21 protein-coding genes are annotated in these 23,002 nt (G+C 69.9%); 13 read left to right on the top strand and 8 right to left on the bottom strand.

All coding sequences use genetic code 11. From position 1 onward, the window contains the following. Positions 1-3: 3 nt before the first annotated feature. From A6048_RS00585 to A6048_RS00595, 3 genes are all read left to right on the top strand, one after another. Positions 4-1,986 carry a 5-oxoprolinase/urea amidolyase family protein gene (locus tag A6048_RS00585; RefSeq protein ID WP_107747773.1) on the top strand — a complete coding sequence of 661 codons (1,983 nt, stop codon included), beginning with the start codon at positions 4-6 and terminating at the stop codon, positions 1,984-1,986. Next, complete coding sequence (gene atzF / locus A6048_RS00590; protein WP_107747774.1) at positions 1,983-3,716, top strand: allophanate hydrolase; 1,734 nt, start codon at positions 1,983-1,985, stop codon at positions 3,714-3,716. Before A6048_RS00585 ends, atzF begins: the two co-directional genes overlap by 4 nt. Positions 3,717-3,806: 90 nt before the next feature. Beyond that, positions 3,807-4,442, top strand: coding sequence for a hypothetical protein (locus tag A6048_RS00595; protein WP_107747775.1), 636 nt, complete (start codon positions 3,807-3,809; stop codon positions 4,440-4,442). Positions 4,443-4,478: 36 nt separating this feature from the next. Here A6048_RS00595 and A6048_RS00600 read toward each other — a convergent pair whose 3' ends face one another. Next, positions 4,479-5,063, bottom strand: a complete 585-nt coding sequence (locus tag A6048_RS00600) for an HD domain-containing protein (RefSeq protein ID WP_107748058.1) — start codon at positions 5,061-5,063, stop codon at positions 4,479-4,481. Between A6048_RS00600 and A6048_RS18545 the strand changes: the two genes are divergently transcribed. Next, on the top strand, positions 5,062-5,625 hold the full coding sequence (locus tag A6048_RS18545) for a hypothetical protein (protein ID WP_235027439.1): 564 nt from the start codon (positions 5,062-5,064) through the stop codon (positions 5,623-5,625). The two genes, A6048_RS00600 and A6048_RS18545, sit on opposite strands and share 2 nt — an antisense overlap. Positions 5,626-5,641: 16 nt before the next feature. On the opposite strand, the gene A6048_RS00610 is transcribed toward A6048_RS18545, so the two are convergent. The 4 genes from A6048_RS00610 to A6048_RS00625 all read right to left on the bottom strand — a co-directional run bounded on the left by A6048_RS00610 (position 5,642) and on the right by A6048_RS00625 (position 11,075). Then, positions 5,642-6,700, bottom strand: coding sequence for an NAD(P)-dependent alcohol dehydrogenase (locus tag A6048_RS00610; protein WP_107748059.1), 1,059 nt, complete (start codon positions 6,698-6,700; stop codon positions 5,642-5,644). 226 nt (positions 6,701-6,926) lie between these two features. Next, positions 6,927-8,126, bottom strand: a complete 1,200-nt coding sequence (locus A6048_RS00615) for an ice-binding family protein (protein ID WP_235027438.1) — start codon at positions 8,124-8,126, stop codon at positions 6,927-6,929. A gap of 622 nt (positions 8,127-8,748) precedes the next feature. Then, positions 8,749-9,522: an SDR family NAD(P)-dependent oxidoreductase gene (locus tag A6048_RS00620; RefSeq protein ID WP_107747777.1), complete on the bottom strand. Its 774-nt coding sequence runs from the start codon at positions 9,520-9,522 to the stop codon at positions 8,749-8,751. Then, positions 9,519-11,075: a flavin-containing monooxygenase gene (locus A6048_RS00625; RefSeq protein ID WP_107747778.1), complete on the bottom strand. Its 1,557-nt coding sequence runs from the start codon at positions 11,073-11,075 to the stop codon at positions 9,519-9,521. The genes A6048_RS00620 and A6048_RS00625 overlap by 4 nt, the downstream gene beginning before the upstream one ends. 123 nt (positions 11,076-11,198) lie before the next feature. Between A6048_RS00625 and A6048_RS00630 the strand changes: the two genes are divergently transcribed. The 4 genes from A6048_RS00630 to A6048_RS00645 all read left to right on the top strand — a co-directional run bounded on the left by A6048_RS00630 (position 11,199) and on the right by A6048_RS00645 (position 15,377). Then, complete coding sequence (locus A6048_RS00630) at positions 11,199-12,212, top strand: AraC family transcriptional regulator (RefSeq protein WP_244911031.1); 1,014 nt, start codon at positions 11,199-11,201, stop codon at positions 12,210-12,212. 62 nt (positions 12,213-12,274) lie between these two features. Then, positions 12,275-13,891, top strand: a complete 1,617-nt coding sequence (locus A6048_RS00635; protein WP_107747779.1) for an AMP-binding protein — start codon at positions 12,275-12,277, stop codon at positions 13,889-13,891. Between the two features lie 13 nt (positions 13,892-13,904). Next, on the top strand, positions 13,905-14,900 hold the full coding sequence (locus A6048_RS00640) for an LLM class flavin-dependent oxidoreductase (protein ID WP_107748062.1): 996 nt from the start codon (positions 13,905-13,907) through the stop codon (positions 14,898-14,900). Positions 14,901-14,996: 96 nt separating this feature from the next. Beyond that, positions 14,997-15,377, top strand: coding sequence for a DoxX family protein (locus A6048_RS00645; RefSeq protein ID WP_200837342.1), 381 nt, complete (start codon positions 14,997-14,999; stop codon positions 15,375-15,377). Positions 15,378-15,382: 5 nt separating this feature from the next. On the opposite strand, the gene add is transcribed toward A6048_RS00645, so the two are convergent. Together add and A6048_RS00655 are read right to left on the bottom strand one after the other, a co-directional pair. Then, complete coding sequence (gene add, locus A6048_RS00650) at positions 15,383-16,405, bottom strand: adenosine deaminase (protein WP_107747781.1); 1,023 nt, start codon at positions 16,403-16,405, stop codon at positions 15,383-15,385. Next, positions 16,402-17,871: an alanine/glycine:cation symporter family protein gene (locus A6048_RS00655; RefSeq protein WP_107747782.1), complete on the bottom strand. Its 1,470-nt coding sequence runs from the start codon at positions 17,869-17,871 to the stop codon at positions 16,402-16,404. Before A6048_RS00655 ends, add begins: the two co-directional genes overlap by 4 nt. A gap of 56 nt (positions 17,872-17,927) precedes the next feature. On the opposite strand from A6048_RS00655, the gene A6048_RS00660 reads away from it, so the two are divergent. Continuing rightward, a complete protein-coding gene (locus A6048_RS00660; protein ID WP_235027606.1) occupies positions 17,928-18,818 on the top strand; it encodes a patatin-like phospholipase family protein in 891 nt (296 codons plus the stop codon). Positions 18,819-18,894: 76 nt separating this feature from the next. On the opposite strand, the gene A6048_RS18375 is transcribed toward A6048_RS00660, so the two are convergent. Then, positions 18,895-19,041, bottom strand: coding sequence for a hypothetical protein (locus A6048_RS18375; protein ID WP_162845702.1), 147 nt, complete (start codon positions 19,039-19,041; stop codon positions 18,895-18,897). Positions 19,042-19,275: 234 nt separating this feature from the next. On the opposite strand from A6048_RS18375, the gene A6048_RS00665 reads away from it, so the two are divergent. From A6048_RS00665 to A6048_RS00680, 4 genes are all read left to right on the top strand, one after another. Then, positions 19,276-19,458, top strand: a complete 183-nt coding sequence (locus tag A6048_RS00665; RefSeq protein WP_146166355.1) for a hypothetical protein — start codon at positions 19,276-19,278, stop codon at positions 19,456-19,458. A gap of 130 nt (positions 19,459-19,588) precedes the next feature. Continuing rightward, positions 19,589-21,283, top strand: coding sequence for a nitrite/sulfite reductase (locus tag A6048_RS00670; RefSeq protein ID WP_107747784.1), 1,695 nt, complete (start codon positions 19,589-19,591; stop codon positions 21,281-21,283). Next, complete coding sequence (locus A6048_RS00675) at positions 21,280-22,062, top strand: phosphoadenylyl-sulfate reductase (RefSeq protein WP_107747785.1); 783 nt, start codon at positions 21,280-21,282, stop codon at positions 22,060-22,062. Before A6048_RS00670 ends, A6048_RS00675 begins: the two co-directional genes overlap by 4 nt. Then, complete coding sequence (locus A6048_RS00680) at positions 22,059-22,955, top strand: NAD(P)-dependent oxidoreductase (protein ID WP_107747786.1); 897 nt, start codon at positions 22,059-22,061, stop codon at positions 22,953-22,955. The genes A6048_RS00675 and A6048_RS00680 overlap by 4 nt, the downstream gene beginning before the upstream one ends. The last annotated feature ends 47 nt before the right edge of the window (positions 22,956-23,002 follow it).

Genomic DNA, 23,002 nt, shown 5'->3' on the forward strand with positions numbered 1-23,002 from the left:
CCCATGACCCGCCTCGAAGTCCTCGCCCCCGGACTCATCACCACCGTGCAGGACTGGCCCGGCCGCATCGGGTACTGGGGCGTGGGTGTCCCGCCGTCCGGGGCGATGGACGACTGCTCACTGCGGTTGGCCAACATCGCCGTGGGTAACCCGGAGGGGGCCGCCGGCCTGGAGTGCACCCGCGGTGGCCTCAGGATCTGCCCTGACACCCCGGTCACGGTGTGCGTCGGCGGCGCGCACGTGCGGCCCACGGTGGACGGTCGACCGGTGGCCCAGTGGAAGCCGGTTCAGCTCGCCGCCGGATCCGTGCTCGACATCCCGGTGATCGACGGGCCCGGAATGCGCGTCTACGTGGCGGTCGGGGGCGGGATCGAGGTCGAGCAGTATCTCGGGTCGTCGTCGACCTTCACCCTGGGGCGTTTCGGCGGACACGAGGGACGCAACCTGGCGGCGGGGGACACCCTCACCGTCGGTGAGCCCGGACCGGGTGTGCCGCGCAGGATCCTCGCCGAGGAGGTCCCGGCCATCGGCCACCACTGGCACCTCGCCGTGGCCGAGGGGCCGCACGGCGCCCCGGAGTTCCTCACCCGCGCGGGGATGGACGAGCTGTACGCGTCCGACTACACCGTGCACTTCAACTCGGACCGCACCGGCGTGCGCCTGGAGGGCCCGCGCCCGAAGTGGGCCCGACCCGACGGGGGTGAGGCGGGCCTGCACCCGTCCAACCTGCACGACAACGCCTACTCCGTGGGGGCCCTGGACTTCACCGGGGACACCCCGATCCTGCTCGGCCCGGACGGCCCGAGTCTGGGCGGCTTCGTCTGCCCGGTCACGGTGGTCAGCGGCGACCGGTGGAAGCTCGGCCAGCTCGCCCCCGGGGACACCGTCCGGTTCGTCCGCGTCAGGGTGGACACGGCCCCCGGCCGCGCCGGTATCGGCGCGTCGCGGGGGGCCGGCCGCCCCTTCGTCCTCGGCGACGGCGGCGACCGCGACGACGGCGTGCTGGGTCGCGGACACACCGCCGACGGCGTGACCGAGGTGACCTACCGCCGAGGTGGGGACGACAACGTCCTGGTCGAGTACGGGCGTATGGAACTCGACCTCGAACTACGTGCCCGCGCCCACGCCCTCTACCTGCACCTGCAGTCGAACCCCGTCCCCGGCCAGCAGGACCTCACTCCCGGGATCCGCTCGCTGCAGGTCAAGATCACCCCCGGTCTCAGCACCGTGGCCTCCACCCTGGCCGCCCTGCGTGAGGCCGAGACCGCCATGCCCGCGGCCGAGTCCCTGGTGGTGCCGAGTCGACGGGTCCGGCTGCCCCTGAGCTGGGACGATCCCGCCACCAAGGAGGCCATCCAGCGGTACATGTACGGGGTGCGCGACGACGCCCCGTGGTGCCCGTGGAACATCGAGTTCATCCGCCGGATGAACGGTCTGGAGACCGCCGACGACGTCTACCGCACCGTCTTCGACGCCGAGTACATGGTGCTGGGACTCGGTGACGTCTACCTGGGGGCCCCGGTGGCCACGCCGCTGGACCCGCGCCACCGCCTGGTGACGACCAAGTACAACCCCGCCCGGACGTGGACCGCGGAGAACTCGGTCGGGATCGGCGGCGCCTACCTGTGCATCTACGGGATGGAGGGGCCGGGCGGTTACCAGTTCGTGGGGCGCACCACCCAGGTGTGGAACCACCGGCACCCCGAACCGGCGCCCGGCTTCGACGCCGAGCACCCGTGGCTGCTGCGGCACTTCGACCGCATCTCCTGGTACCCCGTCTCGTCCGAGGAACTGTCCGACCTCCGGGCCGACACCGCCGCCGGCCGGGGACTCGTCGACATCACCGACGACACGTTCTCCCTGGCCGAGCACAACGCCTTCTGCGAGCAGGAGGCCGACTCGATAGCCTCGGCGAGACGCCGTATGGAGCACGCCCGCGCCGAGGAGTTCTCGCGCTGGGCCGCCAGTGGGGAGCTGAGCGCATGAGCGGCACCGTGACATCAGCCGGGGTACGGGACAACGCGGCGGCAAGGGTCGACGAGGTGCTGGCCCGACTGGCCGAGGTGGACCGGCCCGAGGTGTTCCTGCAGGTCCGCGGTCGCGAGGAGCTGGTGGCCGACATGGCAGCCTCCCTCACCGCAGGGGGCCCGCTCGCCGGCATGACGCTCGCCGTCAAGAACAACGTCGACGTGGCGGGACTGCCCACCACCGCCGCCTGCCCGGGGTTCGCGTACCTGCCCGATCAGGACGCGGTGGCCGTCGCACGGTTGCGCGCGGCCGGCGCGGTGGTGCTGGGGGCGACGAACCTCGACCAGTTCGCCACCGGCCTGGTGGGCACCCGCAGCCCGTACGGCGCCGTCCGGGCCGCGCACCGCCCCGACCACGTGTCCGGTGGGTCCAGCTCGGGCTCGGCGGTGGCGGTGGCGCTGGGGATCTGCGACCTGGCCATCGGCACCGACACCGCCGGATCAGGCCGGATCCCCGCCGCGCTCAACGGGATAGTGGGGATCAAGCCCACGCTCGGGGTGGTCTCCACCGACGGAGTCGTCCCGGCCTGCGCGAGCTACGACTGCGTGACGATCCTCGCCCGCGACGTCCGGACCGCCGCCCGTGCGACGGCGGTGATGGCCGGCGGAGAGGGCGCCCGGGAGTGGCCCACGGACACGCCGTTGGAGGCGGGGCAGGGGGCGACGCTTGCCGTCCCCAGCGAGCTGGTGTCGATGGCCCCGGGCTGGTCCGAGGCCTTCGACGCCGCCGTCGACCGCGCCCGCGGGCTCGGGTACCGGATCGTCGAGGTCGACCTCGCCCCGTTCCTCGCCGCAGCCCGGCTGCTCTACGACGGCGCACTGGTCGCCGAACGCTACGAGGCGGTGGGTGACTTCCTCGACGCCGACAGGGACGCTGACGCGGGAGTCGATCCGATCGTCGACGGCATCATCACCCCTGCTCGCGACATCGCGGCGGTGGATCTACTGCGGGACCGCCGGAAGGTCGAGGCGCTCCGGCACGAGGCCCTCGCCGAGCTCGACCGGTCGGGTGCGACCGCATTGCTCGTGCCCACCGCGCCGTTCCACCCGACGATCGCCGAGGTGGACGCCGACCCGATCGCCCTCAACAGCCGGATGGGGACCTATACGAACTTCTGCAACCTCTTCGACCTGTGCGCGGTGGCCGTGCCGGCGGGCGAGGTCGACGAGGGCGACCGCGGGACCGCGCAGTTCGGTGTGACCGTGGTGGGGCGGCCGTTCCACGACGGCCCGGTGGCCGGCATCGCCGCCGCACTGGCAGGGGAACTCGATCGCGGGGAGGAGTTGCTCGTGCCGTGGCCGCTCCGCGCGGGGGTGTCTGCGGTCGACCTGGTGGTGTTCGGCGCCCACCGGCGCGGGGGCCCACTCGAGCACCAGCTCACCTCACGCGGCGCGGTCTGGCGTGGGCCGGTGCGCTCCAGCGCGGACTACCGGATGTACCGCCTGGACACCGAGCCGCCCAAGCCCGGGGTTCTGCGTCACCCGGACGGTGCCGAGCTGCTCGGTGAGAGGTGGACGATCTCCCCGGCTGCTCTCGGCAGCTTCCTCGACGAGCTCCCCAGGCCGATGCAGCTCGGCCGGGTGACGCTCGCGGACGGCACCGAGGTGGTCGGTTTCGGCTGTGAACCCACCGCCGTGACCCCGGAGGCCGACGACCTCACCGAACTGGGGGAGTGGCCGATCGGGTGAACCGAGCCCGGGCGGCTGGTGATCCGGCGGCGGATACGCTGGGTGCCAGGTCCGCACCCGTCGCGACCTCGAACAGTGAGGTGAGCGCCAGTGAGTCAGCTCGTGTCCTTCTACGAGACCGCGCCCGTCACCGACAAGCGCGGTCTGCTCACCGACGTGATCCAGCGGCCGATGCAGGTGCGGTCGGGTTACGACGTGGTCGAGGGCGAGGTGGTCCCGCGGGTGGTCTACGTGCAGGCGCCCATCGAGGGCCGCCCGCTGCTCGTGCCGTTCGGCCAGTACGACGCGTGGAGTCTGCGGCAGCGGTTCGAGGAGGCGTTGCGGGTGATGAACACCCTGGGGGCCTGCGAGATCGAGTGCGCGACCTACAGTGCGCGCCGCAATGCCGTCGCCGCGCGGGTGGGGGTGGGACCGATGGCCGGGTGGGGCAAGGTGACCCGCACCCAGAGCACGGACTTCGACTACTCGTTCTCGGGCACGGGGGCCTCCCCGCGTGACCCCGGGCCGATCCGGTGGACCAACATCCCCGGTCTGGACGCCGCCAAGCAGTCGGTGTTGCTCAACGGTGGGCGCCGGGTGGAGATCACGATCGAGTCCGAATCCGAGTTCGCCGCGGACTCGGACCTGGCGCGGCGACTCAAGTCTTCCGGCCTGGTCCTCGGCCTGGAGGGGCGGACCCAGGCCAAGACCCTGCTGCGGATCAAGGCCGAGTTCCCGACGGTCTGACCCTCCCCCTCCGTTCACAGCACCAGGGCCGCGCGTTCACGGCGCCAGGGCCGCGACGTCGTCGACCGCTCGGCGCAGTTCGCGCGACGCCGCGCAGTCACCCAGGCGTTCGGTGACCGCATCCGCGATCGAGCTGTAGAACCACAGCTTCTCCTGCGGCCCGGCGTTGAAGATCCCCCACATGTCGTCACCCAGTCGTTCGTGGGCGGCGACCATCGAGCGAAGGTTGTGGATCTTGTCCGCCGCCGAGATGAGGAGGCACTCCTCCGAGTCCTCCGCGAGCGCGGCGAGGTAGCCCTCCTTGCGCACCCGCCACGGCGGCGTCTCTTCTCCCGCGGTCTTGTCCTCCGAGACGCCGCGGACGAACTCGGTGACCCGCTCGCCGAACTCGGCGGTCATGTCGTCGGCCGAGTAGACCGACGGCGGGACGTCCTCGAGGACGTCGTGCAGCAAGGCTGCGACCGCCACGTCCTGATCGTCGGTGAAGTCGGACACGATCATCGCCACCGCCACGGGGTGCGCGATGTAGGGCGTCGGATCGTCCTTGCGGGTCTGGCCGGCGTGGCCGCGGGCCGCGACCGCGAGCGCGCGGTCGATGGTGGGAGTCCAGGTCAGGGACATGGTGCTCTCCTCTCCGGGAGGGGTCCCGGTGCCGGGCGACGCCACCGGGTCGTGGGAAGCGACGAGCTGCCTGAGGTCTGACGGCCGGAGGTCCGGCGGCCGGGGAACCCTGTTCTCCCACACCTCGAGTAGACACCACGGGTACGACATGTCGGGTCAATGGCAGGCCGCTCCGGGTGGGAGGGAACCGTTCGGCGTGGTGGGGACGTCGTACCTCATGACCACGATGAGGCGACGACGACGAGGTGAGCAGATGCCCGACGGGACGATCAGAGCGGATGCGGACAGGATCGCGTCCGCCGTCGCGGTGTTCCGCGAGTCCGGCGAGCGTGTCGCGGAGGTGACGTTCCCGCACATCGCGGCGGGAGTGGCGGCCGCACTGCCAGGGGGGTCAGCGATCGCGTCGGCTCTCGACAGGGCGTGCGGCGCCGCGGCGGTGTCCGCGTCTCGGAGCTCGGGCCGCCTGACCGGCCTGGCGGACTTCGCTGCGGAGGCACACCGGTTCCTCGAGGCGCGGGACGAGGACTTCGCGGGCCTGCTCGCGCAGGTGGCGCCGCGGTGAGTCCCGCCCCGGTGAGTCAGAACGTCTTGGCGTCGATCACGAACCGGTAGCGCACATCCGAACGGACGACGCGGTCGTAGGCCTCGTTGATCTTGTCCGCCGAGATGAGCTCGATATCGGCTGTGATCCCGTGCTCGGCGCAGAAGTCGAGCATCTCCTGGGTCTCGGGGATCCCGCCGATCATGGAGCCGGTCAGGATCTTGCGTCCGGCGGCGACGGACCCGGCCCGCACCGACATCGGCTCGGTCGGGATCCCGATGTTGACCAGCGCACCACGCGGCTTGAGCGTGGCGAGGAACCGGTCCAGCGGGAGGTTCGCGGACACCGTGTTGAGGATGACGTCGAAGGCGCCGCGGAGTTCACGCAGCGTCGCCTTGCCCTCGTCGCCGGCGGTCGCGTAGTGCTCGACGGCGCCGTATCGCAGCGAATCGTCCCGCTTGGAGGTGGTCTGCGACAGGACCGTCACCTCGGCGCCCATCGCCACCGCGAGCTTCACACCGACGTGCCCGAGCCCTCCCATTCCGATCACCGCGACAGAAGTGCCGGGGCCGACCTTCCACTGCTTCAGCGGCGAGAACATGGTGATCCCCGCGCACAACAGCGGCGCCGCCGCGGCCGGGTCGAGCCCGGCCGGAACGGACACGACCATGGGCTCCTCGACCACGATGTGGGTGGAGTATCCGCCCTGGGTGACCGGCCCCTCCGGGTCTCCCTCGGGCAGCGGCGACCCGTAGGTCGCGACGGCACCGCGCTCGCACTCCTGCTCCTGGCCGGCCTCGCACGAGGAGCACTGGTGGCAGGCCCCCACCAGGCACCCGACGCCCACGCGATCGCCGACCGCGTGCCGGGTGACCTCGGAACCGACCTCCTGGACGATGCCGACGATCTCGTGCCCGGGCGCCACGGGGTAGGCGGTCTGACCCCACTCGCCGCGCACGTGGTGGATGTCGGAATGGCAGATGCCGGCGTACTCGATCTCGATGAGCACATCTGCTGGTCCGGTGTCCCGACGCCGGATCGTGGTCTTCTCCAGAGGCGCGTCCGGTGCGGTGGCGGCGACGGCGGCGACGTCCATGTGATCTCCCATTGGTCGAGTCGAGTGCGTTGTGAGTCGAGTGCGTTGTGAACTGACTGTTGATCTCGTTTCCCGCCACAGTAGAGGCGATCGCGCCTCGTCCGCCGCGAGCAGGGGGTGGTCGCGGGCGGCGTGATCGTCATCAGCGAGGTGCGCAGCCAACGTGGAGCAGACCGAGGCCCCGCTCCGGATCGCCCGGTGCGGGGCCTCGGCCTCTCGTGTCAGATCAGCGGATGAACGGCAACGGAGGCAGCCTGACGCCGGAGGGCAGTGGCAGCTCGAAGTCGCCCATCGAACCGGTCATGAGGACGGCGGTCCCGCCGGTGTCGGCGGCCACCGGACCGGTGACATCGCCCATGGCACCGGGCTCTCCGCCGCGGCCGTTGGGCGACTCGGGGCCCGGAGCCATCGGCGCGGGGGCGACGGGTTGCACCGGACCCGGCCCCGGCATGGCCGACCCCGCCAACGGCGGGAACTCCGGGAGGGCGGGCAACGGGAAGCCCAGGTCTCCGAGGGACTGTCCGATCATCGGCCCCACGACCGGCGCGGCGGCGACCGAGCCTCCGATCAGGATGGCCGGGAGCAGGAGCGGGAGGAGGGGAATGGCGGATGAACCGTTGGGGACGGCCGTCGGGGGAGTCGTCGGCACGGCGGTCGGAGGCACCGAGGTCGTCGGCTCGGTCGTCTCCGTGGTGGTCGGAGTGGTGGGCTCGGTGGTGTCCGTCGGCTCTGTTGTGGTCGGCGGCGTCGTCGTCGGGACCGTGGGTTCACCGCAGGGCGTGATATTGATCGTGTTGGTGTCCAACGTGACCGCTCCCGCAGTCTGGGCGAGTAGGCGGCCCTGCACTGTGGCCCCGGTGTTGGCAGAAATATCCAAAGTTGTCATGACGGTGCCGACGAAGCTGGTGCCCGTACCCAGGGTCGCGGAGCTACCCACCTGCCAGAACACGTTGCACGGGTTGGCTCCGTTGATCAATTCGACCCTGCTGTCCGAACCGGTGACCAGGGTCGTCCCCGCCTGGAAGATGAAGATTCCGTCCGAACTGCCTTGCCCGTCCAGGGTCACGGTCCCGGTCAGATTCATGGAGGAAGTCGCGTTGTAGACACCACTCGTCAGGGGATCCTCGAGGTTTCCGATCTGGGAGTAGTTCGCCGTGTCGGTGGGCGGCTGGCTCGCCGCCTCGTTGTACGCGATGGTCAGGTCGGATTGCGCCTGGAGGGCGGCCGCGTTGGCTGCGTTCGTCGCCCCGTTGACCGTTGCCTCGTCCATCCCGGTGATGGCGGTCCCCGGAGACACGCCGATGTCTCCGTTGATGGTGGAGGGGCCGGTGTTGGAGATCGCCGCGCCCGCGAGGATCGCGTATGACTGTGCGGTTCCGAGCCCGACCGAGGTCTGAGCCGAGGCGACCGTACCGAGCATGGTCATGGTTGCGACGGTGGTCAGTGCGACGCCCGCCACCAGCCAACGTCGCAGAGAACGTGCGTGTGTAGGTGCGTGCACCGATGTCATGATTTCCCACTTACGTGTGGTCGTGCCGAGGGGTGTCGCGAGGGTTCTCGCGAGGGTTTTTCGAGGGGTGTTGCTGGAGAAATTCTGGGAAAAGGGGCGAGCGTGGGGTAGGCACTCCAGCCGAATTTCTTATCCTTAGTATGCATTAAATGCAGGGATCTGCAATGTGCACACTGAATTGTAAAATCAATTCGCCGTAATTGTTTTTGTGCGTCCGGGCGGGGTCGGAGCACTGCGAGTGTCGACTAGAACCGCCGACTGCGGACGCCTGAAGTGGGGTTATTCGCCGGGTTGGGCCAAGGGTGACTGTCGACGACGGAGCCGACCCTCGCGCGATCATCGGGCTCAGCCGACAAAGGTAATGGGCGTCAGTGACGACAATGGCGAATGAAAGAAGATGCTCATGTTAACGAGCGTTTCGGGACTAATAAATACTGGATGGCCAGAAACTCTTATCGATCCGGGCCGCCGGTATCCGGACCGATAAACAGAGTCCTCTGATTGTCGCCACGGCGGCCAGTCCGCCGCCGGCCGCTCGTCAACTCCGGCGGTCGGCCACCCGTCCGATGAGCCGGGTCCCGGCCAGATAGGGGATCCGGCTGAACCGCTTGGAGTACCACGTCAGGGTGCTCAGTGCGTCCGGTGTGATGACGAGTCGTCGCGCGGAGATCCCGCGGATCGACCGGGCGGCGACCTTCTCCGACGTCAGCGGTGTCTTGGCGAGCAGCGTCCGGGCCGCCTGATCGGCCTGCGGGTCATCGCCGGAGAGGGAGTCGGCGAGCCCGGAACGGAAGAACAGTGGGCAGATGACGGACGTGGAGATCCCACGGGGTCGCAGCTCCGCGTCGAGGGTTTCCGCCAGCGCGACCGCCGCGGCCTTGGTCGCGTTGTAGGCCCCCATGTGCGGCGCGTGCACCAGACCTGCGGCGGAGGCGGTGATGACCACCCGACCGCCGCGCCCGAGCTTCGGGACCATCGCCTTGCACCCGCGGACCACGCCGAGCAGGTTGATGTCCACGATGCGCTTCCAGGTCTCCATCGAGGTGGAGTCCAACCGGCCGCCGACCGCGATGCCCGCGTTGTTGATGAGGATGTCGAGGGAGTCGACGACCCGCACAGCGGCGGCCCAGTCGTCGTCGTCGGTCACGTCGAGCTTCAGGTAGCTCCAGTGGCCGGACAGGCCACTCACGGCGGGCGGGGCCTCGGCGTGCACATCGGTGAGGATGACCTGGTCACCTGCCGCGAGGTACTCACGGGCGAGGGCGAGGCCCAGGCCTGACGCGGCGCCGGTGATGAGGATGTGGCGGCTCATCGGACCGCCTCCGTCGCGACCTGGTCGCCGAACGCCATGTCCCGGCGTTGGTCGCCGAACGCCAGTTCGGGGATCTCCACGAGGTAGTTCTGAACGTACGTCCACGGGCGGGTGGTGCCCTGGCGGGGGAAGCGATGGGCACCGCGCCGAACGTAGCCCGCGTCGAGGTCCAGCAGCGGGCGATCGCCCTTCTGCTCGGGTGGGATCGGCGCGTAGATCGTCTCGCCCGTCTTCTCGCCGGCGCGCCAGAGTTTGACCATGTACCTGGAGACCATGTCCGCTCGCAGGGTCCACGAGGCGTTGACGTAGCCGACGGTGAAGCTGAAGTTGGGCACCCCGGCGAGCATCATGCCGCGGTAGCTGGTCTGGTCGACGGGGAGGAGTTCTCGGCCGTCGACGCACAGGGTCCCGCCGCCGAACGCCTCGAGTTCCAGGCCGGTGGCCGTGACGATCACGTCGGCCTCGATCTCCGCGCCCGAGGTCAGGCGGATGCCGCGTTCGGTGAAGGTGTCGATGTGGCCCGTCACCACACGCGCGCCTCGCTGCATCGCCCGGAAGATGTCCCCGTTCGGGGCCTTGCACACCCGCTGGTCCCACGGGCGGTAGGACGGCGTGAAGTGCTCGTTGATCTGCTCGCGGGAGATATAGCGACCCTGCATGGTCCGGAGCCCCTGCTTGAAGGCCCAGGGGAGGTGTTGTGCGATGAGGTATTGCCCCATGTCGCGGGCGCCGTGGGAGAACCGGGCGGCCCGGTATGCCAGCTGCGCCGGCAGGACGCGCTTCCACACCGCGCTGATGATGTCCTTCTCCGGCAGGGGGGCGACATAGCCCGGAGTTCGCTGGAGCATCGTCACGTCGGCCCCGAGTTGCTCCAGTGCCGGAACGAGTGTGACTGCGGTGGCTCCGGACCCGATCACCACGAACTTGCGCCCCGAGTACTGGGTGCCGTCGGGCCAGTGCTGGGGATGGATGATCTGGCCGGAGAACTCCTCCTCGCCCGGGAAGTCGGGTCGGAAGCCCTCCGAGTGGGAGTAGTACCCGGAGCCGAAGTGCAGGCGGCGGGCCCACACGGTGCGTTCCCGGGCGGTGCCGGTCGTGGCGACGGAGTCGGTGTCGGGGTCGGTGTCGGTGTCGGAGTCGGTGTCGGCCCGCACGCTCGTGACCTGCCACAGGCCCTTCTCACTGCGCCAGTCCGCGTTACTGATCCACGAACCCAGATGCAGGCGATCCAGCGCCCCGCAGTCGCGCGCCGTGTCCCGGATGTACTCCTTGATCTCGTCGCCCTGTCCGAGGGTCGAGCCGTGCGGCCAGGGGCGGAACGGGAAGCCGAACGTGGCCATGTCCGAATCCGAGCGGATTCCCGGGTACCGGAAGGTGTGCCAGGTCCCGCCCAGGTCGTCATGCGCGTCATGGATCTCCCATGACCAGCGGGGGAACGCGTTCCGGACGTGGTGGGCCAGGTCGATGCCCGAGATGCCGGCGCCGACGATCAGGAGATCCAGCGGGTTCTCGGGGGTGCCGGCCGGAGGGCGGCGGTCAGCAGAGGCTGTCATGTGGGTGACGATAGCGGGGAAACTGGCTAAGAACTTGCCGTATCGCGCCAAGAGGTTGCTCTATCGCGCCATCTGGCGCAGTGTTCTGGTGTGGCTTACGTGCGTTCTGCAGGACTGCGGGGTGTGAGGGCGGTGATCGACGCGCTCGGAGGGGACGCCGACGACCTCGCACTGCGATGTGGACTGCCGGACGGTGCGCTCGACAGTGACGAGATCCTTGTGCAGGATCTCGCGATCGGATTTCTCCTCGAGACCGCGGCCGTCGAGTTGCGCTGTCCGGATTTCGGCCTGAGGGTGGCGCTGCGTCAGGACCTGGGACTGCTCGGCCCCGTGGCCGCGGCCATCAGGCACGCTCCGACCACCACCCGGGCGTTGGAGATGACCTCCAAGTATCTGTTCTTCCACGCCCGCTCGCTCGAGATCACGGTCGTCCCTGATCCGGAGGATGATCCCAATGTGCTGGGGGTGCGGTTCGGCTACCGCGACGACGCCGCCGCGCTGCCGCCCCAGGCGGTCGACATGGTCCTGCTCTTCCTCCACCGGTCCATGGTCACGCTCCTCGGGGGAGAGTACGGATTGCTGTCGGTCGAGCTCCCGAACCCCCTCAACACGGCACCCGGTCGCTACCGGGAGCTCTTCGCCGCTCCGGCGAGGCCCCTCGCATCGGCCGCGATGCTCCGGGTCCCCGCCATGCTCCTCGGCAGGGAGATCACGGGCGGTGGCCTGATGGCCCATGAGCTCGCCCTGAGCTATCTGGAACAGCACGGTCCCGCACGGGACCAGACCTACGCCGAGCGGACCAGGGCCCTCCTCCTGCGCTCTCTCGACACCGGGACCTCGACTCTCGCCGGGGTCGCCGAACTCCTCGCGGTGTCCCCGCGAACTCTGCAGCGACACCTGAACCGTGAGGGCGCCTCCTTCTCCGCGATCCGGGACGAGGTGCGCCGCGACGTGGCCGCCCGACTGCTGGCGACGACCGAGATTCCCCTCTATCAGATCGCCTCGGCCCTGGCGCTGGACGATGTGACGACGTTCAGTCAGTACGCCCGGCGCTGGTGGGGGATCACGGCCAGGGAGTTCAGGTCCGACCGGAAGGGCTCGGCGGGCGCGGGTCGACCGGTTATCGAGCTTTCCTGACGAGTGTCAGCTGCGCTGGCTATGATCCAGGTCACACTGACCCTGCGTCCCCGAGGACCCCCATGGCCGACACCGTTCGCGAACAACTCCGCCGTCACGCCGACTCCGACTCCCCGGCGATCCGCTACGAGGACCTGACCGTCACCTGGCGCGAGTACATCGCGGCCGCCGACCGGCGCGCCGGAGCCCTCGACGCGGTGCTCGACGACTCCCGGCCCCGGCACGTGGGCACGCTCCTGGAGAACACCCCGGAGATGCTCTACGCGCTCGCCGCCGGCGCTCTCGGCGGCGTCGTCATCGCCGGCATCAACGCGACCCGTCGCGGTGAGGGGCTGGCCCGCGACATCAGGCGTGCGGACTGCCAGATCCTGCTCACCGACTCCCAGCTCGCTCCCCTGCTCGACGGGCTGGACCTGGGCGACGTCAAGGTCATCGACACCGACTCGGACGAGTGGGCGGCCACGGTCGCCGCGTCGGAGCCTCCCGCCGACCCCCCGGTGGCCGATGCCGGAGACCCGTTCATGCTCATCTTCACCTCGGGGACCTCGGGGGACCCGAAAGCCGTGCAGGTCGGCAACTTCACGGTCACCATGTCGGGCGAGGCGCTCGCGCCGTCCTTCGAGCTCACCGCCGACGATGTGCTGTACCTGTCCATGCCGCTGTTCCACTCCAACGCCATCATGAGTGGCTTCTCGCCCGCGATCGCCGTGGGCGCCACCATGGTGCTCGCCCGCCGCTTCAGTGCGACCCGCTTCGGCGACGACATCCGCAAGTACGGGGTCACGTACATGAACTACGTGGGTAAACCGCTCGCGTACATACTCGACACCCCGGCTCGCCCCGACGACGCCGAGACCACACTCCGGGCGGCCTTCGGGAACGAGGCCGCGGCCAAGGACATCCCCGCGTTCGCCGAGCGTTTCGGCTGCACCGTGCGGGACGCCTACGGCTCCACGGAACTCGCGATCATCATCGTCCGGACCGAGAACTCGCCACTCGAGTCCATCGGCGAACCGTTCCCGGGGGTCGCGGTGTACGACCCGGCCACGATGACCGAGTGCCCCCGCGCGATATTCGACGACACCGGAGCGGTGGCCAACCTCGACGAGTGTGTGGGCGAGCTGGTCAACACCGAGGGTGCCGGCTTCTTCGCCGGTTACTACAACAACGAGCAAGCCACATCCGATCGCATGCGGGACGGGATGTACTGGTCCGGCGACCTGGCCTACCGCGACGCCGACGGCAACGTGTACATGGCCGGTCGCAGCGGGGACTGGCTGCGGGTCGACGGGGAGAACATGGCGGCCGGCATCATCGAGGAGATCCTCCTCCGGCATCCCGCGGTCTCCCGGGTGGCGGTCTACGGACTGCCCGACCCCCGCGGCGTCGGCGACCAACTCGCTGCGGCCGTGGTGGTCCGCCACGACAGCGAACTCGACCCCACCGGTCTCGAGGAGTTTCTGGCCTCCCAGTCGGATCTCTCGACGAAGGCGTGGCCGCGCTGGGTCCGGGTCTCCGATGCGCTCCCCACCACCGCGACCAACAAGATCCTCAAGAGGGATCTGATCAAGGACGGCGTGGGCGGCACCGGCGACGGTGCCGACACCTGGTGGGAGCGGGAGGAGCGCGGCACGGCCTATTCGGTCCTCGCCGACTCCCGTGCGGGTACCGCGGTCTGATGGGCTGCGCCTGATGGTCTACGTCGTCACCCGCTTCGACTTCCGGGCGCCCGGCGCGGATGCGATCGAGCGGCGGGACCGCTACCGGGCTGCCCTCGAGATGGCCAGGTACGCGGAGGAATCGGGCCAGGACGCCGTCAACCTCTCGGAGCACCACGGCTCGGACGACGGCTATCTCCCGTCGCCACTCATCGCGGCCTCGGCGGTCGCGGCGGTGACCCACCGCATCCAGATCGCGGTGTGGGCCCTGGTCGCGCCCCTGTACGACCCGGTCCGGCTGGCCGAGGACATCGCCGTCCTCGACCACGTGGCGTCCGGGCGGGTGAGCTTCACCTTCGGGCTCGGCTACCGGCCGGTCGAGTACGCGATGCACTCGCGGGACTGGAAGGGACGAGGGGTACGACTCGAGCGGCAGCTGGAGACCATGCTCGCGGCGTGGGCGGGGGAGCCGGTCGGTGACGACCCGGTCGACGGCTCGCCGCGAGCGGGCGTGACGCCGAGACCGTTCTCGGACCCCTACCCGCTGATCTTCCTCGGCGGCGGGGGTGCGGCCGCCCGACGTGCCGGCCGCCTGGGGATGCACTACCAACCGCAGCTCGACGACCCCGCGCTCACCGAGCTGTACCGGGCCGAGTGCCGGGCCAACGGGCACGAGCCCGGCCTCGTCGTGGCCCCGGTCCCCGGCCCCGCCGCTGTGTTCTGTGCGCGGGATCCCGAGGAGTTCTGGGAGCGGTACGGTGCGTACCTCCTCGCGGACGCGGAGGCCTACCGGGCCTGGCAGATGGGACCCGGCCGGAGTTCGTTCGTCCACTCCGACGCGCGCTCGGTGGAGGACCTGCGTGCCGAGGGGGTGTACCTGGTCGCCACCCCGGACGAGCTGGTCCAGCGGGTCCGGGCTCGTGAACTGGGCTTGATCGCCAACCACCCGCTGTGCGGGGGGATGCCGATCGACGCCGCGTGGGAGTCGCTCCGGCTGATCGGGGAGCGGGTGCTGCCGGACGTGCGGTGAGGAACTCGTGATCGGGCGCCGCGCCCGGGCCGCGCAATCGACGGTGCCCCGTTCGGTCGGCGACCGGTCCGCCCCGGGGGCCGTAGTGTCGGGCGAATGGGAAACGACACCGCGGAATTAGTCCGGTACTGGTCCATGCCCGTTGCGCTGGGGGCGATGGGCGCACTGCACTTCGTGGCGCCACGTCCCTTCGACGGGCTCATCCCCCCGGAGCTGCCCGGTAGCGCCCGGGCGTGGACCTACGGGTCCGGCGTGGCCGAGATGGCTGTGGCGGCGCTGTTGGCCGTGCCGCGGACCCGGGCCCTCGGCGGGGCCGCTGCCGTGGCGCTGTTCGTCGGGGTCCTGCCCGGGAACGTGCAGATGGTCCGGGCCTGGCGCAGGAAGCCGGTGTGGCCCTACCAGGTGATCGCGTGGGGCCGCCTGCCCTTACAGGTGCCGATGATCCTCGCCGCCGAGGGCATCCGCCGAGGCGCCTGACACGCTCACGCGGGGAGGGTGGCCGTCCGTTCCCAGTCATCGACCCCTGCCAGAGCATCGCGCTTGAGAGCGGCGGGTGCGAAGGAGGAGTCGATCGACGCCCGGGCGCACCCGGCGAGTCGCGCCTCCGAGATCCCCATGCGCTCGTGTGCCAGCACGTACTCGTCCACCACGTCGACGCCGAACAGCAACGGGTCGTCCGCACCGATCGAGCAGCGGACCCCGTCGTCCAGCAGCGCGGGGAGCGGGTGATCCCCGAGCGAGGGATACACGCCGAGGACCACATTGGAACTCGGACACACGTCCAGGCACACCCCGCTCGAGGCGAGCATCTCCACCACCCGGGGGTCCTCGGCGGCGCGGACCCCGTGCTGGATGCGGTCGGCGCCCAGGTCCAGAGCGGACCGCACCTCCTCGGGTCCGGCCAGCTCTCCGGCGTGCGGCACCACCCCGAGACCGGCCTCGCGGGCGATGGAGAAGGCGTCGGCCGCACCGGCCACGGGATTGCCGCGCTCATCGGCCACGAGACCCACGGCCACGACCCCACGGCCGGCGAACCGCGCGGCCAGCCGGGCGGCCTCGAGTGCGTGGGCGGGCCCGGCTCCGCGGTCGATACTCACGATGGCGCCCGTCCACACCCCGTGGCGCCGGCCGGCCGCCGCGGCGGTCGGGAGGATGAACTCCAGGGCGTCCTCGGCCGTGTCGAAGGCGGCTGACTTGTCCGGGATGGAGGCGAACTCGATCGCCACGACGCCCTGCGCGGCGGCGTCGGCCACCACCTCGTCGAGCAACCGCGCGACCCGCTCCGGGGTGCGCAGTAGCGCGATGAGCAGGCCGTAGGCGTCGAGGAAGCGGGTGAAGTCGGGGAACTCCACGAGCGGCGGGACCTCCACGCCGTCCTCGCCACACCACTGACGCATCGTGTCCTCGCGCATCGCGGCCTCGAGGTGCACGTGCAGGTGCGCCTTGGGTAGGGCGGCGTAGCGCTCGTACGAGGGGGAGGGCCCGGCCGGTGCCGGGAGGCTCACCCCTTCGGCTCGACGTCGCGCGCCTCGTCGGCGACGTGCTGCAGTGTCATCGGATCGGTGCCGTCCCAGGACGTGACGTTGCGGGCCTGCGGCAGGTCGTCACGGTGGAAGACCGGGTTGTGGCCCTTGGCCTTCTGCTGCAGGTAGTGCCGCAGCAGGGCCACCGCGAGTCCGCCGAGCGGGATGATCGCGATGAGGTTGATGGTGGCCATGACGCCCATGAACAGGTCGGCGAGGTTCCAGATGAGGTCAACCGAGCCCAGGCTGCCGCCGAGGACGGCGAGCACGACCAGCACGCGGAAGGTCCGCAGCGCGGCGGGGTTGCCGCGCAGGAAGGTGATGTTGGCCTCGCCGTAGTACGAGTTGCCCAGGATGGAGGAGAACGCGAGGAAGAAGATCACGACCATCAGGAAGGGCACGCCCCAGTCACCGACGGAGGCGGCCAGCGAGTCCTGGGTGAGCGTGATGCCCTCGCGCTCGCCACCGAAGTCCGGGTTGGCGAGCAGGATGATGAACGCCGTGGCCGAACAGACGACGATCGTGTCGAAGTAGACGCCGAGCGCCTGGACGAGTCCCTGCTTGACGGGGTGCGAGACCGACGCGGTGGCGGCGGCGTTGGGCACCGAGCCCATGCCGGCCTCGTTGGAGAACAGTCCGCGACGCATGCCCTGCATGATGGCCGCGCCCACGGCGGCACCCGCGACCTCGCGCAGACCGAGCGCGTGACCCACGATGAGGGAGATCATCCCCGGGACCTCGGTGATGTTGAGGGCGACGACGACGAGGGCGACGAGGATGTACGCCACCGCCATCACCGGGACCAGGATCTCGGTGACCGCGGAGAGCCGCCGGATGCCGCCGAAGATCACGACTCCCACGACGAGCGCGAGCACGATCCCGATGACCAGGCCGGGAGTGAAGCCCTCGAGGGAGAACTGGTTGCGCACGGACTGGGCGATGGAGTTGGCCTGGACCGCGTTGAAGACGAACCCGTAGGTGACCGTGATGATGACGGCGAACACGACGGCCAGCGGCTTCCAGCCCAGCCCGTCACGGATGTAGTAGGCGGGGCCGCCCACGTAGGAGTCCTTACCCCTGACCTTGTACAACTGCGCGAGCGTGGATTCCACAAACGCGGTGGCGCCACCGATGATCGCCAGCAACCACATCCAGAACACCGCGCCCGGCCCGCCGACCGTGATCGCGATCGCGACGCCGGCCACGTTTCCGGTGCCCACGCGGGACGCGGCGGAGATGGTGAACGCACGGAAGGCCGAGATGCCCTTCTTGTCCTTCTCGATGTTCGAGGGCTTCTCGAGGATCGCTCTGAACATCTCCGGGAACATCCGGATCTGGACGATCAGGGTGGTGACCGAGAAGTACAGTCCGGCACCCACCAGGAGCGCGATCACCGCGTACCAGTAGACGTCGTTGATGGACACGATGAAGTCGGTGATGGCGCTCACTCAGGAGACGGTAGTCGATCAACGCTCGTGTGACGATGCGACCTACCCTGGGTGTCGTGACCGATCTTTCCCCCACTGCCCCGGATGTCGCCGTCCTGTTCGAGGGCGGCGGAATGCGGGCGGTTCACACGGCGGGAGTCGTGGAGACCCTCATCGATGCCGGCATCCACGGGGGAATGGCCGCCGGGATCTCGGCGGGCGCGACCCACGTGGCCAACTATCTCTCCCGCGAAGGCGTCCGGGCGCGGAAGAGCTTCGTGGAACTCGCGGCGGACCCCAACTTCGGGGACTGGCGCAGCTTCGCCCGGGGCAAGGGACTGTTCAACGCGGAGTACATCTACGAGCAGACCGGTCTCCCCGACCAGGTGTTGCCGTATGACTTCGACACCTTCGCGAACAGTGGCACGGCTGCGAGGATCGGGACGTTCCGGTGTTCGGACGGCGCCACGGTCTTCTGGACGGAGGATGACGCCTCGGGCATGCCGGAACTCATGCGGATGGTCAGGTCGTCCTCGACGATGCCGGTGTGGATGCCGCCGGTGCTGATCGACGGCGAGTACTACGTGGACGGGGCGCTGGGCCATGACGGTGGGATCCCGCTGTCCGCGGCGCAGGTGGCCGGCTACGAGAAGTTTCTGGTGGTGCTCACTCAGCCCAAGGGGTATCGGAAGATCCCGCCGCGGCGGCTGACGCCGTTCTACCGCTCGTACTTCCGGAGGTTCCCGGCGGTGGGGGAGGCACTTCAGCACAGGTGGGCGCTCTACAACGAGACGCTCGACGAGATCGAGGCTCTGGAGGAGTCAGGGAGTGCGCTCGTGTTCCGTCCGAATCGGGTGTTGATACGCAGTTACGAGCGCAGGGTCGACCGTCTCGCCGAGGCCTACGTCCTCGGGAGGGAGCAGGCCCGACGCGAGGTCGACACCTGGCTCGAGTTCTGCGGGATGTGAGACCGCCGGCGTCGGCACGTCGCCCGAAAATGTGAGACGCCCCGGTGGCGGACCACCGGGGCGTGTCGAGTCGGGATCAGGAGCCGAAGAGCTGCGCGCCGCCACCGAGGGTCCAGAGGATGTACTGCGGCAGGTTGAGAAGGCCGTCGATCGCGGCGGAGCCGACGTTCGGGACCAGATCAGCAGAACCGTTGGACAGGCCGAACCAGAAGTCAGAGAACATGTGATGCCCTTTCGAGAGAGGTGCCCCACGAGTTGGTGGGGTACATCACACACGGTACGGACGATTTCTGACTGATTCCACAAACATGCCTCTCGGGTAAAGGTTCTCAGCATATTCGTAACAGCGACGCTGGGGGGTTCCTACTTAATGAGGATCGTCATATGATCGGAGCAGGGCGACCGAGATGTAGTCCAACGGGTGGGCTGTTCAGTGCCGCTCTGGAAGGAGTTCATCATGTGGGGCAGTCTCTTCGATTTCGCAGGGTCGACGATCGGCGCGGCGGGCAGTCTGGCCACCAACACGGGATCGACGCTCGTCGACAGCCTGACGTTCCTCCCGGTCCACATCGCGGAGGTCTTCTGGTGGACCGTGTTCGGTGTCGCCGAGGATCTGGGTTCGAGCCTACCGGTGGCCTGACGATCCATCCGACGGTCTGATCCTCAGCCGCCTCCCGTCGCGGGAGGCGGCTGATCCCGTGAGTGGGGCAGGGGGCGAGGCGCCGGGGCATATTAGACAGACCGGTCTGTCGACGGCTACCCTCGCGGTCATGACCGGTACCGAAGCCGCCCCTCGTCCCGCCCGCCCCGCGCGTGCCGCCAAGCCGCAGGGCCAGTGGAAGATCGACGGCAAGCTCACGCTCAACCACAACGAGGAGTTCAAGCTCGAGGACGACGCGCTCAACGTGCGTCAGCGCATCCTCGACACCTACTCCAAGGAGGGCTTCGCCTCCATCCCGTCCGACGACCTCTCGGGACGGATGCGCTGGTGGGGCCTGTACACCCAGCGTAAGCAGGGACTGGACGGCTCGCGCACCTCCAAGCTCGAGGCCGACGAGCTGCAGGACGAGTACTTCATGATGCGCGTCCGCACCGACGGCGGCGCCGTGACCACCGACCAGCTTCGGGTGCTGGCCGGCATCTCCACCGACTTCGCCCGCGGCACCGCGGACATCTCCGACCGGCAGAACATCCAGTACCACTGGATCGCCATCGAGGACGTGCCCGAGGTCTGGCAGCGGCTCGAAGATGTGGGCATCGACACCGTCGAGGCCTGCGGCGACTGCCCGCGTGTGATCCTCGGCAGCCCGGTGGCGGGCGTGGCCGAGTCGGAGATCCTGGACCCGACCCCGGTGATCGAGGAGATCAAGGCCAAGTACATCGGGACCGAGGAGTTCTCCAACCTGCCCCGCAAGTTCAAGTCCGCCATCACCGGTCACCCGAGCCTCGACGTGGTCCACGAGATCAACGACATCTCGCTGGTGGGCGTCGAGCATCCCGAGCTCGGCCCCGGCTACGACCTCTGGGTGGGCGGCGGGCTGTCCACCAACCCGCAGCTCGCCACCCGCATCGGCGTGTTCGTCCGCCAGGAGGAGGCCTCCGAGGTGTGGGCCGGCGTGGTGGGGATCTTCCGCGACTACGGCTACCGCCGCATGCGCACCCGCGCCCGGCTCAAGTTCCTCATCAAGGACTGGGGAGCCGAGAAGTTCCGCCAGGTCCTCCAGGACGAGTACCTGGGCCGGGAGCTCCCGGACGGCCCCGCGCCCAAGCGGGGCGTCGGGTCGGGCGACCACGTCGGGATCTTCGAGCAGAAGGACGGCCGCTACTACGTCGGCGCCGCCCCCACCGTCGGGCGCGTGGGCGGCGAGAAGCTGTCGCAGGTCGCCGACCTCGCCGAGGCCGCGGGCTCCCACCGGGTCCGCTTCACCCCGCACCAGAAGCTGCTGGTGCTGGACGTCGATCCGGACAAGGTCGAGGCGCTGGTCGAGGGGCTGGCCGCGATCGGTCTGCACGCCCGCCCGAGCTCGTTCCGCCGCGCCACCATGGCGTGCACCGGCATCGAGTTCTGCAAGCTCGCCTTTGTGGACACCAAGGACACCGCCACCGCGTTGATCGGCGAGCTCGAGCAGCGTTTCGCCGACGACGCGCCACTGCGCACGCCGCTGTCGATCCACCTCAACGGCTGCCCCAACAGCTGTGCGCGCATCCAGACCGCCGACATCGGCCTCAAGGGCCAGCTGCTCGACGGCGACACCCCGGGCTTCCAGGTCCACCTGGGCGGCGGCCTGGCCTCGCAGGACCAGGAGTCGGGTGGGCTCGGACGCACCGTCCGCGGCCTCCGCGTGCCTTCGGCGGAGCTGCCCGACTACGTGGAGCGCGTGATCCGCAAGTACGTGGAGACCGGTGAGAACGGCGAGACCTTTGCCGAGTGGGCACACCGGGTGGATGAGGAGGTGCTCGTATGACAGCTGTAGCCCTTGACCTGCTGCCCCGCAGCACGGTCCTGACCCCCGGCCCCGGCCGGCGCCGGACCACCGAGGAGCTCAAGGCCATCGCCGACGACGCGGCCCGCCGCTTCGACGACCGCGGCCTCTACGGCCACCACGGCGAGATCGACCCCGGCGAGGTCCTGGCCTGGGCGGGCGAGACCTTCGGCGATGCTCTGGCCGTGGCCTGCTCCATGGCCAATACCGTGGTGCCGGAGATGACCGCGCAGTACGCCCCCGGCGTGGACGTGCTCTTCCTCGACACCAGCTACCACTTCTCCGAGACCATCGGCGTCCGCGATGCACTCGCGTCCACGCCTGGCCTGAACGTGGTGGACGTGCGCAGCCCCGCGAGCCGTGAGGAGCACGAGGCGGCGCTCGGCCCCCGGCCCTTCGAGACCAACCCGGAGCTGTGCTGCCGTCTGCGCAAGGTGGAGCCGTTGGACGCCGCCCTGTCCGGGTACGAGGCGTGGATCACCGGTCTTCGCCGGGTGGACACCGACCACCGTGCCGGTGCGGCGATCGTGGAGTGGGACGCCAAGCACTCGATGATCAAGATCAACCCGCTCGTGGCGTGGACCCTGGAGCGGGTCCACACCTATGCCGCCGAGCACGGGTGCCTGCTCAATCCACTACTCGACGACGGGTACCCGTCGATAGGCTGTGAGCCGTGCACCCACCGAGTCGAAGCCGGGGCCGATCCGCGCTCCGGTCGCTGGGCCGGTTCCTCCAAGACCGAGTGCGGCATCCACCTGTGACGATCGCGTTCGCGGACGCCACTCCCGCCGCCACTCCCGCCGCCGCTCCGCCGGCGGCGCCCGCGCTGGACGGCCTGCCCCTGACGGTGGGGCTGTCCGCGCGCGAGGTGTTGGTGGTGGGCGCGGGCCCCGTCTCGGTCCGCCGCGCCGAGACCTTCCTCGAAGCCGGGGCGGTGATCCGGGTGGTGGCTCCTCGCGTCGACCCCGCGATGGCCGCCCTCGCGGCGCGGGCGGGTGACCACGTCGTCGTCGTCACCAGGAACTTCGTCCCCGCCGACCTGGACACTCCCTGGATGGTGCACGTCGCCACCGGCGACCCGGTGGTCGACGCCGAGGTGGCCACGTTGTGCGAGCAGCGGCGGATCTGGTGCGTGGCCGCCGGCGACGCCGCACTCGGCTCGGCCCGGGTCCCCGCGCGCACCGCGGTGGCGACGCCCGCCGGACTGGTTCGGATCGCCGTGGACTCCTCGGACCCACGTCGGTCGGTCCGCGTGGGGCGGCACGTGGCGAGGTCCCTGGCCACCGCGCCGGCGGGATTGCGCGCCCGGCGCCGCCCCGAGGCGGGCTGGCTGGTCCTGGTCGGCGGGAGCGGTGACGGCGACCTGCTCACCGTCCGCGCCCGGCGCTTCATCCACGCCGCGGATGTGCTGGTGGTGGACGGTGCGGCCGATCCGGGGCTGCTGGCGGAGATCGATGACGACGTCGAGGTGATCGAGGTCGGGTCGACCCTGCCCGTCGACGCGGTCGCGCGGGTGGTGGCCGCCCGGTGCGCCGCCGGACACGGGGTCGTGCGGATCGTCGCGGCCGAGACGCTGGCGGATCGGGCCGGCGAACTCCGGGCCGCCGGGGTGGAGTTCGAGATCGTCCCCGGTGTGATCGACGGCGGGGCCTGAGCCGCCGCCCGCTCCGTACCGCCGCCGGCTCCGTACCGCCGCCCGCG

This window comes from Dietzia psychralcaliphila (assembly GCF_003096095.1).
Taxonomy (GTDB): Bacteria; Actinomycetota; Actinomycetes; order Mycobacteriales; family Mycobacteriaceae; genus Dietzia; species Dietzia psychralcaliphila.